Genomic DNA, 12,255 nt, shown 5'->3' with positions numbered 1-12,255 from the left:
CCGAACTCGAGCGAGGACGCACAAAAGTCGCCACGCCAGTCCCTCTACTATGATCAAGGATGCGCCTCGCCCTTGGGCGAGGCGCAGACATCATCCGATCAATCGGAGTAGATGAATTTCGCGACATTCTTGTCGGCGACATTCGATTTGTCGATGACCGTGAAACCGGTACCGATGGAGGTCGGGATCGAGTTGCCGGTCAGATGGGCGTAAGCTGCCATCACACCGAAATAGCCGATTTCCGCCGGATGCTGCGCAATCGCGAGATCGACCAAGCCGGAATTGATATTGTCGACGATCGTCGTCGGCGCATCGAAGGCGACGACGCGGATCTTGCCGGTCTGACCTGCCTGCTGCACACCGTTTGCGGCGCCGAGCGCGGAGAACAGGTTGGCACCGAAAACGCCGTCGAGGTCCGAGTTACGGGCGTAGACGGCCTGAAGCTGCGACGCTGCTTTGTTGGCATCGTCGTCATTATACTGCGTTTCGAGAACGGTGATGTTCGGATATTTTTTCATCTCGTCCTTGAAACCCTGCTCGCGTTGGTCCGTCGTCGAGATGCCTGGCTTCACATTTGAAACGTAGACCTTGCCTTTTTCCCCGACAGCCTTTGCGAGCGCGCGCGCCGCAATTGCCCCACCGAGCAGGTTGTCCGAGGCGATGTAGGAAAGCGGAAAATCGGCATCGCCGCTGCCGGTTTGATAAACGCCGGTGCCAATGAACGTATCGACCGTGATAATGGGAATACCCGCATCGGCAGCTTTCTTCAGCGGCTGGATCAACTGATCCTTATCGGTCGGCGCAATCAGGATTGCATCCGGCTTCTTGGCGATGACGGCATCGAGAACCGGAACCTGTGTGACTGGATTGAAATCGGATGCGCCCTGGAACATGAGTTCAGCACCCACCGCCTTGGCGGCGGCCTCAGCGCCCTTGCGCATGGTGATATAAAAGGCATCCGTCGTGAGACCTGGAATTAGGGCAATAGTAAACTTCTTGTCTTGTGCCTTGACGCTTCCGGCGACAGCCGAAACACCGGTGGCAAGCGTTGCCACAGCAGTGGCCTTAAGAAATGAACGGCGCTCCATATTTTCCTCCTCTTGAAACCAGACCTCCCCTGTCCGGCAGAACGGATAATCAGCGGCTTACAGCGGGCCGTCAAGTAATTTTTTTCTGTAAATAATTTCGGGTATCCATTTGAAATAGCTTATAAATCAAAGGGATTGGCAAAGCATCGCACTCTGCCGCCAACAAGATGTCGCACGGCGTTTGCAAGTCGGGGTCGAGCTTTGATTGGCCGCCTGGGAGGCGGCTATTTTGATGTCTGACCAAACACCTTCGAAATCCAGGCAGTGACGTCGTCCATATCCGGTTCCTTTGTTTGGTCGACGCTCATCGATGGGCCGCATCCCATGGGTTCGGCACGATCGGCGAGCGCCACCAGTTCCGGAATGTATTCCGCTCCCGGATGACCGGGCAGCCTGTCTTTCAGGCGACGCCCGTACCGGTCGCCGGCAACGACGCCGGGAACCTTGCACCAAAGCTCTGCGACACGATCAACCCTGGCATCCTTGATATAGGCCTCGAGCACGGTTTTGGGCTGAAAGCCGAACCACGCATCGATGATGAAGGTCGACCCGGCTGGCGCCTCACGAATTGCCGACCAAATAGCCTGGTAGCTCGCCTTTCCGAGCGTCCGATTGAACTCCCGGTCTACGCCGCCGATGTGCTGCAGGAAGGGATTTTTGATGCCATCGAGCGAGAGGACCGGCCATCCGGTGCGCTGTGACAACAATTTGGCGAGGTGGCTTTTTCCCGACGCCGGCACGCCGTTGACCAGCACAACACGCTTCTCTGTACAGCCGAAAGTGCCTGAAAACGTCGACAGGCCAGCGCCGATGACCCCTGCGTCATCTCCGAGTGTGGCCGGCAGGATCGTTGGGCGAAACCACGGCGCCACGGCCGGAAGATCTGCAAGCGCTCGCGCCGCATCGGAGCCGAGGCCTCCTCCTAACACGATGATTTCCGGGTCCATCGTCGCAGCTATGTTGTCGAGCGCGACACGGAGGGGCGCCGTCCAAGCGCGTAACACCGCCCTGGCCGTCACATCGCCGTTTGACGCCATTTCAAAGACATCGGCAATGGATGCGGCCGATAGTCCCGCTTCTTGTATATGCCGGCGCAGCGCCGTTCCCGAGCTGAAGGTTTCCACGCATCCGCGTCTTCCGCATGTACATTCGGGACCATCGTGTTGAACGCAGATGTGACCGAACTGTCCGGCAGTCCTATGGCCGTGATAAATCCTGCCGTCCTGGGCAACCGCGCCGCCGATTCCGGTTCCGATGGTCAGCATGGCGGCGCTTTGAAAACCTTTGGCAGCACCAATGCTCATTTCGGCGATGAGCGCCATGCTGCAATCATTTTCGATGACGACCCTCTTGCCGAGACTTGTCTCCAACTGGTCGACGAGGTCCATGCCGGCCAAATTCAAAATGCCGCCCGATAGAACGGCGCGATTTGAAATGTCGACACGGCCGGGAATGCCTATGCCGAGACCAACAACGTTGGCCTCATCGAGTTGGTTCACCATCGCCTTGACGCGCTCGAAGACCTGCCGCGGATCGGTCGGCGTCCTCTCCGACAGCTTTTTGAGGTTTTCGCCTCGCTTGGAGACGAGGGCCGCACGGATATTCGTGCCGCCAATGTCCACGCCAATGGCTAATTCAGACATCTGCTTTCTGTCCCTGGTCGGACTGAACGCCTTTGAAATGTGCTGATATCACAGCTTGAATTTCGCGAAGCCGCGGAACGGCAACAGTCTCCAATCGGTCCCTCGTGACGGACCGGTCGAGCGAAATGCAATCTTTCCACAAGGATCGGCCTGCGATAACACCGGACGCGCCATTGCGCATGGCATCTTCGACCTGCCGCAGGAACGTCGAGTGGTCGACACCGGCCGATAGCACCGCCCAGGGCACCTCCCCTGCAAGCCTCGTCACCTCCGCACAGGCCTCGGCAGTTCCAGGATAGGGAATCTTCAGCACCTTCGCTCCGCAGTCCAGGCAAATCTTGCTTCCGCCGACGACGAGCGACGGCAGCTTCGCCTTGTAGTCCGCTTCATCTTCGTCATCGAACCTGTATGTCAGGAATTCGACGACCAGCAGCAGGTCTTCGCGCGCGAAATCCTCGATGCACTGGCGCAGGATGTCGATGTTGTGACTGTTTGCTTCCTCCCGGTCGGCGCGGAGATAGACCATGATCTTGCCGCCGGTGGCGCCGAGTTGACGGACACGACGGGCCGAAATGCCGGAAACCAGCTTGGAAAGGCGATACCCCTCTGGCGACGTATCCCATCCCGATGCATCCAGGCCGATCAGCAGTGCGGTATCGCGTCTGATAGTCCGGTCGTCGACCAAGGCCGGAACAGCGCAGATCGGATCGACGAGAACGCAAGAGGCTTTGCTTGCAAGAAACATGGCGATATCGGCCTTCGTGTCGCCGAGGGTCTTGTCGGAGATGGCGGCCTGCTCCTGCGGGTCGCTCGCAAGCAGGCTGCGCATGCCGCCGCGCTGATCGCAGGCGATCACCATCATGGCACCGTCATGACCGCAAATCTGTTGGTAACCTCGCATTTCGGCTGTGGTCAACCTCGACATATGATCCTCCCTGGAGAGCGCTCTGGAGCCTGCATAATCGTTGCGAAACTGGCCGTTTTGAGCGATAACACCTCACACGCTGACTGTGTAACACATTGCAGAAAGGAATTTCAATCTGAATTCGTCTCAGTCGCAGGAGCCTGCAACGAACCGTGCATTGCTGCATATGGTTGCGAAGCTGCATTACCAATCCGACATGTCGCAAGTTGATATTGCCAAAAAGCTTGGATTATCAACGGCCACGGTCTCGCGGCTGCTCCAGAAAGCACGCGCGGCCGGCATCGTTCGGATTGAGGTGATCGATCTTTCCCCGTCGGAAGATTTGAGCGCGGCATTGGTTGATGGCTTGAAATTGCGCAATGCTGTCGTGATCGATACGCCGTCGTCGAATGTTCTCAGCGCCCTTGCCCCGCCGCTCGGATCACTGTTGCAACAAGCGGGACTGCGATCGGGTTCGACGCTTGGCATCGGCTGGGGACGGGCTGTTCGGGAGGTTACCTTTGCAGGCCTGCCGCAACTGCCGGGTATCGTGACCATTGCGCTCAACGGGGGAATGCAGCAAGCAGCTCCGCATTTCCAAATCAATGAGTTCGTGCGGCAGGCCGCGGAGCAGATGGGTGGAATTCCGCATTTTCTACACGCCCCCTATATTTCATCCTCGGAGCTGCGCGATGCGTTCCTCGCCGATCCCACGGTTCAGCAGGTGACGTCGCTGTGGAACAAGCTGGATGCTGCGATCGTCGGCGTCGGCTTGACGCACGCTGCAAATCCCTCCGAGGCCACGGCAGCACTCCCGGGAGAAAAAGCCCTCAGCCATGCGGCCGGTGATGTTCTGCGCCACTACGTTACCGAAGCGGGCGAAATCCTTCATTGGGATGGCGAGGCGCGCATGATCGCCGCCTCCCCGCAGCAATTGCAACGAATTCCCTTGTGCATTGCGGTTGCGGCAACACCCGCCAAAGCGCCTGGCATCATTGGCGCTGCAAGGTCCGGCATGATCAACGCTCTGGTAACGGACGCAAACACGGCGCATGCCATTCTCGATCGCTTATCTGCCGCCGATAAAGGTTGAGACCTCCCGAATCTCTGGAGAGAAACCAGTTTACCGATTGAGGCGGCGGGTCAACCAAGCAGTTTTTGCCGCGACTTGCATTTTGCGCGTCAATTTATAAATTTTCGCATGTTATGTTTTTGCGCGACACAAAGCTCGAAAGAACTTGCCTGGAATTTACGTTTGCCGATTGCGCCTGCTTCTTCGCAGACGCATAACGATCATTGTCGGGTACAGTGATTTGAATATGGTCGACTATCGATGGAAAAACTGACGCATAAGACCATGGAGGACTTTGCGAAGTCCTGTGGTGTCTCTCGCCCTACCCTTTCTAAATTTTTTGATGATCCGACCAGCGTAAAGCCTGCGACACGCGCACTCATCGAAGCCGCCCTTCGCGCGTCCGATTACCAGCCAAATCTCTACGCACGAAACCTCAATCGAAAGAGAACCCGCAATATCGGCATTCTCGTTCCGGCCCTGACCGATCCTTTCTATGCCGAGATGGTCAACCGTCTGGAACTGCGGTTGCGGGATGAAGGCTATTGGCCGATCGTGATTTCCTCGCACGGCCTGCCCGAACTGGAGGTCGAGGCCGTCAGCACCATGCTGTCATTGAAAGTGGCAGGTGCGATTGCCGCACCGCTCGGGCAGAAATCCGATCCGCGCGCTTTTGAAAAACTCACGCAGAATGTCCCCCTCGTCTATTTCGACACCTATATCGAGGGCAACACGCCTTTCATCGGCAACAACAATCACCAGAGCGTCGCAACGATCGTGGAATATCTCTGTCGATCCGGAGAGCCGCCGGTTTATTTCGACATCCCCCATGTCAATCACAACTCTCCGGAGAGGCTGGCGAGCTATATCGCCACGATGGAGGCTTCGGGCCACGAGCACAAGGTCATCAAGACCATTGCCCCCTACACATGGGATTTCGAGCGCGTCGGCTACGAGCAAATGGACGCGATGCTGAAAGCTGGGAAGCTGTCATTCAAGACCATCCTCTGCGCCAATGATCGTCTTGCCTTCGGCGTCATGGCCGCCGCTTTCGCGCATGGGCTGAAGATCGGACGCAAGAAGGGCGATGACCTGCGCATAGCCGCCCATGACGATCACCCGCTAAGCCGCTACACCTGCCCGCCGCTGACGACGATGGCGCAGGATTTTGCGTCCATGACGGCAAGCAGCGTCGACACACTGTTGACGCTGCTCGGAGATACGGATGCACCGGTTCGCATGATCGCAAGCAAAGTCTCGCTGGACGGGACGCTGGTCATGCGACAATCGGCATAGAGGCGGGGGCGCGGTGTCGCTTAAACGGCATTTCTTTCAAAGCTCCGCCACGCCACGACCGCTTCCTCGACAGCCTGGCGTGCGGCCGGCATGAACCTTCCCATCGACACAAAGCCGTGAATCTGCCCAGGCCAATGACGCGCCACCATGCGAACCCCGGCCTCCTGCAGGCGCATGGAATAAGCCATGCCTTCGTCCACCAGAATGTCGTGGCCAGCCGTGGCAATGAATGCCGGCGCCGCATTCGCAACAGTTTCAGCCAGCAAGGGTGAGACCCTCCAATCCGCGATATCGGCTGGCGTGCGGACATAGTGGTCGCGAAACCATTTCATCGTCGCTGCCGTCAAACCGAAGCCTTCGGCGTAGCGGCGATAGCCGTCGGTCGTCTGCCTGGCATCCGTGTTGGGATAGAAGAGCAGTTGGCCCGCAATCTGCGGGGCCTCGCCTGAACGCGCCATCAACGCCAGCACGGCCGCAAGGTTACCGCCGGCGCTGTCGCCGGCGACCGCAAGCCGCTTCGGATCGACGCCGAGATCCGCGGCAGTCTCCGCCATGAATGCCAGCGTTGCGGCGCAATCCATCAGACCGGCGGGAAACTTGTGTTCCGGTGCCAGACGATAGTCCGGGCAGACCACCGTGCATTCTGCAAGATTGGCGAACCATCGGCAAATCTCGTCGTGAGAGTCGAGACTGCCGATCACCCAGCCGCCGCCGTGAAGATAGAGAAGACCTGGCCCATCCTGGGAAGGCGCTCCGATGCCGCGGTAGATGCGCACCTTGATCGGACCGTTGGGGCCGCTGATCTGGCGCTCCTCTACCGAAGCGACCGCCTCCCGGGCGCCCTGAAGCGCCGGGCTGCCAGCATTGTAGGCGATACGGGCTTCTAGGGGGCTGCCGGATTCAAACGGCCGGGCCTTCGCCGCCCTGCTGATATCGAGAACCCATTGCGCCTCTTCATCGAGATATCCCGTCACGTCATCCTCCCGTGCAGCGATCAGGCCAAAAAACTGCGCGCTTCGGCCTCCCCAAGAAGCGGCGGCCGCGCCAGGCCACCACCGACACTGACCGACTGACCGCTCTCGCCGGAGGCGAGAATAGCCTCCATGATTTCGAGCACATGAAGAGCCAGCTCCCCCGATGCGCGAGGCGGCCTGTTTTCGGAAAGCGCGCGTGCTAGGTCGGCAACGCCGAGCATACGATAGTTTGCTCTGTCCGGCGCGGCAAACGGCCAGTTCCGCTCGCCGTAAAGCTCGCCATCACTTTCGAAATTGCGCCACTCGGCACCCCGTTCGGACAGAGAGACCGTACCGCCGAATGTATCCGGATCCGGCAGACGCAGCGAGCCTTCGGTGCCGTGCAACTCAATCGGATGATTGGAATGGCGGAAGACATCCCAGGATGCGCCGAAGTTGACGGTCGCACCGGATTGAAATTCGAGCAGCGACAGAACGTTGGTCGGCGTGCCGACCTTGAAGGTCGTATTCTTGAAGGGGCCTTCCGCCGTGATAAGACGTTCATCCTGACCTCTCGTTGCCATCGCCATGACGCGCACCACCGGACCGAGCAAATTCACCATCATGGTCAGGTAATAGGGTCCCATATCGAAAACCGGGCCGCCGCCGGGCTGATAGTAGAACTGCGGATTGGGGTGCCAGTGCTCCATGCCGCGTCCCATCATGAAGGCGGTGCCGCTAACGGGGCGGCCTATCGCGCCTTCTTCCATTAAGCGACGCGCACGCCGGCTCGCCGCACCAAGGAAGGTATCGGGCGCGGAGCCGAGCAGCAAACCTCGGCTTTTCGCCTCCGCTACCAAAATCCGCCCATCGGCCGCCGATGTTGCCAGCGGCTTTTCCGTGAAGACGTGCTTGCCGGCGGACAAGGCCGACATGGTGACGTCGAAATGCACTGCCGGCACAGTCAGGTTGAGGACGAGATCGACCTCGGGATCCGCAAGTAACTGATCGACGTTTACGCAGCGAATGCCGAATTCCCGTGCGCGAAGGGCCGCAGCGTCAGCCGAAATATCGGTGCAGGCCCGCAACTCGATGCCGGCAAACAGCGCGGCGTTGCGCAGATAGGTCATTGATATATTGCCGCAGCCGATGATGCCAATACCAAGTTTTTCCGTCGTTTTTCCGCTCATTTTTAAAATCCTCCCAGTACCTGACGGCCCATATGTCGCGAACGCGTGAACCGACCCAAATGCATCCTAAAGTGATTTAAAACATCTTATTTCTTGACGCGCGACAATTTTTTATCAAACATATGCCAATGCTGGCGCGGAGAATTTCGGAGGACGCCAGTTTTTCCTGGGAGGGAAACATGAGCGATTTCAAGAAAGCGCCGATTGCTTCGAATGTAGTTGCAGATTCCGCAATGCTTGACCGTCGTCACTTCCTGCTCGGAGCCGCGGGCGCGGCGACCCTCGGTATCGCATCCGGTCTTGGCATGCGCACGGCACGCGCTGCCGATCGCACGGAGATCAGCTTTGCCAGCGCAAGTTTCTTCGGCAAGGAAGGTATCGGCGATCTCGTCAAGGCCTATAACGAGTCGCAGGACCGCATCATGGTCAAATTCATCGAGCTCCCGCCGCCGAGTTCGTCGACCGAGGTCTACCAGGGCCTGATCCAGCAGTTGGCCCGCCGTAACGGAACGCCTGACGTCTTCAGCCAGGACGTGATCTGGATCGCCGGCTTTGCGGCGGCCGGCTGGGCATTGCCGCTGGACCAATATTTCCCGAAGGAAAAACGCAGCGATTATTTTCCCGGAACGGTCGCAGCCTGCACTTACAATGAAAAGCTGACCGCGCTTCCGTGGTTCGTCGATTCCGGCATGTTCTACTATCGCAAGGATCTCGTGGAAAAGCATGGCGGCAAGGTACCCGAGACCTGGGACGATATGGCGACCATGGCCGCCGCCGCTCAGAAAGCCGGCGATGCCAAGTTCGGTTATCTCTGGCAGGGCAAGCAGGCCGAAGTCCTCATCTGCGATGCTGTCGAGGTTATCACCTCGAATGGCGGCTCCATCCTGGCAGCCGACGCCAAATCGTCCGTGATCGGCGAGAAAGCCGCGGTGGAGGCGATCCAGTTCCTTTACGACACGATCAACAAGACGAAGATCAGCCCGCAGAACGTGCTCTCCTGGGACGAAGAGCCTTCCCGTCAGCCCTTCACCTCGGGCGAAGCGATGTTCATGCGCAACTGGTCCTACGTCTATCCGATCGCCCAGGACCCGAAAGCCTCGCATGTGGTGGATAAGGTCGCGGTTGCGCCGCTGCCGCATTTTGCCGGCGGCAAAAGTGCAGCATGCCTCGGCGGCTATCAGCTTGGCGTCAACGCCAACTCCAAGAAGCGGGAAGCGGCGATCGAGTTCCTGAGCTGGATGTCATCTCCGGAAACCCAGACCCGTCTCGCCCTGAATTTCGGCCTCGCACCCTCACGCCCGGCAATCTTCGAAAATGCGAAGCTAAAGGCCGAGCAGCCGTTCATGGCAAGCCTTCAAAACGTCTTCATCGGAGCCACGCCCCGGCCGATCACCCCGCAATATGCCAAGGTGACGCTGGCGTTGCAGTCCAGCATTTCCAAGGCTCTGGTCAGCGGCAACGTCCAGGCTGAGCTCAAGGCTGCCGCCGATCAGATCAACAAAATCGTTGCCTGATATGGCCACTGCATTGACGGCCCCCGCCGACAGCAGGATGCGAAGGTCAATGGGGGCGCTTCCGAGCGCCCTCTGGCCCTGGCTCCTGCTGTTGCCGGCCTTCATGTCGCTGGGATCGGTTTCCTTCTATCCGATCATCAATGGCGTCTATCTTTCTGTCACCAACCGTTCCCTGATTACGCAGGACAATGATTTCGTCGGCTTTGCCAACTATCTGCAATTGCTGGCGGACCCGCCGTTCTGGAATGCCTGGTGGCATACGATCTGGTTCACCGCCGCATCGACGGGGCTTGAGACGCTGATCGGCCTCGCCATGGCGCTGATCCTTTGCGAGCATTTCAGTGGCCGCGGTATCATCCGCGCTGCAATGCTCGTTCCCTGGGCAATGCCAACGGTCGTCACGTCGAAGATGTTCGGATGGCTGTTCGATGGCCAGCACGGCATCATCAATTTCATTCTGCTCCACCTTGGTTTGATCGATCAGAATGTGAACTGGTACGGTGCACCCGAAACCGCGCTGACGACGATCATCCTTGCCGATGTCTGGAAAACGACGCCGTTCATGGCGCTGCTCCTGCTGACCGGTCTTCAGACCGTTCCGAAATCGTTGATCGAGGCGGCCCGCATGGACGGCGCCGGGGCCTGGACGATCTTTTGGAATATCCGCCTGCCGCTGCTGCTGCCGACCCTGCTCATTGCCGGTCTTTTTAGGGCGCTGGATGCATTTCGCGTTTTCGATCTGGTCTATGTGCTGACCGGTGGCGGTCCGGCGGATTCCACCGAAACGCTTTCGACGCTGTCCTATAAGGTGCTCTTCTCGACACTGCAGTTCGGTTACGGTTCGGCCATCTCGACAGCAATGTTCATCACCGAAGGCGTCATCGCCCTGGTCTTCTGTCTCTTCCTCGTCAGGCAGCTAAGGAAGACCACATGAACGGCAGCCGCTCCGTCTTCCAGAGCATCACGATCTATGTTGGCGCACTTCTCATTCTCGTGTGGTCCGCGGGGCCATTCCTTTGGCAGTTCTCCACCTCGTTCCAACTCGACAAGGCACTGACGGAAGGCACGCCGTCGCTCATCCCGCACCCATTCACGCTGGAGCATTATTACAATGCCTTCGTGGAAAAGGGCCTGCACCACTACGTCTTGAACTCGCTCATCGTATCGCTCGCAACGACAGCTCTCTGCCTGATCGTCGGCTCACTTGCCGCTTTTGCACTGTCCCGTCTCGACGTGAAGGGGCGATTTGGAATCCTCATGGTCATCCTGTCGGTCTCGATGTTTCCGCAGATCGCGCTCGTCGGACCGCTTTATCTGATCGCGTCCGATCTTGGACTTCTGGACACCTATAGGGCACTGATCATCACCTATCTGGCGCTTGGGCTGCCGCTCGTGACCTGGGTTCTCTTCGGCTATTTCGAGACGCTGCCGCGGGAGATCGACGAAGCGGCGCGCATGGACGGCGTGGGGGTGATCGGCCTGCTTTGGCATATCATCCTGCCGATGTCCCTTCCAAGCCTCGTGACCACTGGCCTGCTCGCCTTCATCACCGCCTGGAACGAGTTTCTGTTTGCGCTCGCCTTCACTTCGGACAGCGACAGCCAGACCATTCCGGTGGGCATCGCCAATTTCACCAACCAATACTACGTGCCCTGGGGAGACATCGCCGCTGCGTCAGCGGTCGTCACCGTGCCGCTGATTGTTTTGGTCCTCTTCTTCCAACGACACATTATCGAAGGCCTGACGCAGGGCGGAATCAAGGAATGACGACATGACCAGGGATCTGAAGATCGGCTGCCAGACATTCACGTGGGAAATGCTCGGCGACGCTTGGGCCGAAACCCCGAACGACCTGCTCTCGGCGATTTCGGCCGGCGGTTACTCGGGCATCGAAATTACCGACACGATGATCGGCTATTACGGTACAAAGCCCGGCGAGTTCGCGAAGGCTCTAGGCGATAAGGGATTGCAGCTCGTCTCCTTCGCCTTCGGTTCCAAAAGCGGTTTCACGGTTGCCGACGCGATGGAAAAGGACTTAGCCACGGCGCAACGCTGGATCGATTATGCCGCACAATTTCCGGGTGCGCTCGTCTCTATCGGCTCGGCGACCGTCGTCTCGGAAGGCGTGCGCGACGATAAGTTTGCCATCGCCGCCGAGTACTACAATTGCGCCGCCGCGCTCGGCAAGGCATCCGGCGTCGAGGTCGCCGTTCATCCGAGTTCGCATCACAACACCTTGCTGTTCAACCGAGCCGACTACGATCAGATCTTCGCATTGCTCGATCCCACACTGGTCGGCTGGGTTCCCGACACCGGCCATATCCTGCGTGGGCACGAGGACATCCTCGATACGATGCGCACCTACCGGGATCGAATTCGCTATCTGCATCTGAAGGATGTCGATGCGCATAACCGATGGGCGATGCTCGGCAAAGGCGTTCTCGATACGCCGGCGGTGATCGACCTCATTTCACAGGCGCCGCGCTTCAACGGATGGCTGGTGCTGGAAGAGGAATCCGAGACGGCCGCGGCTGATCCTGCCGCAGCCATAAAGGCCAACCGCGAAACGATGCGCAGCTACGGCGCCTAAGGAAA

At 58.7% G+C, this 12,255-nt stretch carries 11 protein-coding genes; 6 read left to right on the top strand and 5 right to left on the bottom strand.

What is annotated here, in order from left to right; translation table 11 throughout:
* Positions 1-98: 98 nt before the first annotated feature.
* The 3 genes from K290_RS0123570 to K290_RS0123560 form a co-directional block, all read right to left on the bottom strand.
* Positions 99-1,088: a substrate-binding domain-containing protein gene (locus tag K290_RS0123570; protein ID WP_028754136.1), complete on the bottom strand. Its 990-nt coding sequence runs from the start codon at positions 1,086-1,088 to the stop codon at positions 99-101.
* 224 nt (positions 1,089-1,312) lie between these two features.
* Positions 1,313-2,731: an ROK family protein gene (locus K290_RS0123565; RefSeq protein ID WP_028754135.1), complete on the bottom strand. Its 1,419-nt coding sequence runs from the start codon at positions 2,729-2,731 to the stop codon at positions 1,313-1,315.
* Positions 2,724-3,656: a tagatose-bisphosphate aldolase gene (locus K290_RS0123560; RefSeq protein WP_028754134.1), complete on the bottom strand. Its 933-nt coding sequence runs from the start codon at positions 3,654-3,656 to the stop codon at positions 2,724-2,726. The genes K290_RS0123565 and K290_RS0123560 overlap by 8 nt, the downstream gene beginning before the upstream one ends.
* A 166-nt stretch (positions 3,657-3,822) precedes the next feature.
* Between K290_RS0123560 and K290_RS0123555 the strand changes: the two genes are divergently transcribed.
* Positions 3,823-4,728, top strand: a complete 906-nt coding sequence (locus K290_RS0123555) for a sugar-binding transcriptional regulator (protein ID WP_037136091.1) — start codon at positions 3,823-3,825, stop codon at positions 4,726-4,728.
* 240 nt (positions 4,729-4,968) lie between these two features.
* A complete protein-coding gene (locus K290_RS0123550) occupies positions 4,969-6,003 on the top strand; it encodes a LacI family DNA-binding transcriptional regulator (RefSeq protein WP_028754132.1) in 1,035 nt (344 codons plus the stop codon).
* 20 nt (positions 6,004-6,023) lie between these two features.
* Here K290_RS0123550 and K290_RS0123545 read toward each other — a convergent pair whose 3' ends face one another.
* Entirely contained in the window at positions 6,024-6,977 is a 954-nt protein-coding gene (locus K290_RS0123545; protein ID WP_028754131.1) for an alpha/beta hydrolase, read from the bottom strand.
* A 20-nt stretch (positions 6,978-6,997) separates the two neighbouring features.
* Positions 6,998-8,146: a Gfo/Idh/MocA family protein gene (locus K290_RS0123540; protein ID WP_028754130.1), complete on the bottom strand. Its 1,149-nt coding sequence runs from the start codon at positions 8,144-8,146 to the stop codon at positions 6,998-7,000.
* A 179-nt stretch (positions 8,147-8,325) separates the two neighbouring features.
* Here K290_RS0123540 and K290_RS0123535 point away from each other — a divergent pair, with 179 nt between their 5' ends.
* From K290_RS0123535 to K290_RS0123520, 4 genes are all read left to right on the top strand, one after another.
* Positions 8,326-9,660 carry an ABC transporter substrate-binding protein gene (locus tag K290_RS0123535; RefSeq protein WP_028754129.1) on the top strand — a complete coding sequence of 445 codons (1,335 nt, stop codon included), beginning with the start codon at positions 8,326-8,328 and terminating at the stop codon, positions 9,658-9,660.
* A 103-nt stretch (positions 9,661-9,763) separates the two neighbouring features.
* Positions 9,764-10,594, top strand: coding sequence for a carbohydrate ABC transporter permease (locus K290_RS0123530; RefSeq protein WP_425337603.1), 831 nt, complete (start codon positions 9,764-9,766; stop codon positions 10,592-10,594).
* The gene (locus K290_RS0123525; protein ID WP_028754127.1) at positions 10,591-11,427 is read left to right on the top strand and encodes a carbohydrate ABC transporter permease; all 837 of its coding nucleotides are present in this window, start codon (positions 10,591-10,593) and stop codon (positions 11,425-11,427) included. The genes K290_RS0123530 and K290_RS0123525 overlap by 4 nt, the downstream gene beginning before the upstream one ends.
* A gap of 4 nt (positions 11,428-11,431) precedes the next feature.
* A complete protein-coding gene (locus K290_RS0123520) occupies positions 11,432-12,250 on the top strand; it encodes a sugar phosphate isomerase/epimerase family protein (protein WP_028754126.1) in 819 nt (272 codons plus the stop codon).
* The last annotated feature ends 5 nt before the right edge of the window (positions 12,251-12,255 follow it).

Origin of the sequence: Rhizobium leucaenae USDA 9039 (assembly GCF_000426285.1) — a bacterium.
GTDB lineage: Bacteria > Pseudomonadota > Alphaproteobacteria > Rhizobiales > Rhizobiaceae > Rhizobium > Rhizobium leucaenae.
This window is presented reverse-complemented; position numbering and strand designations above follow the sequence as displayed.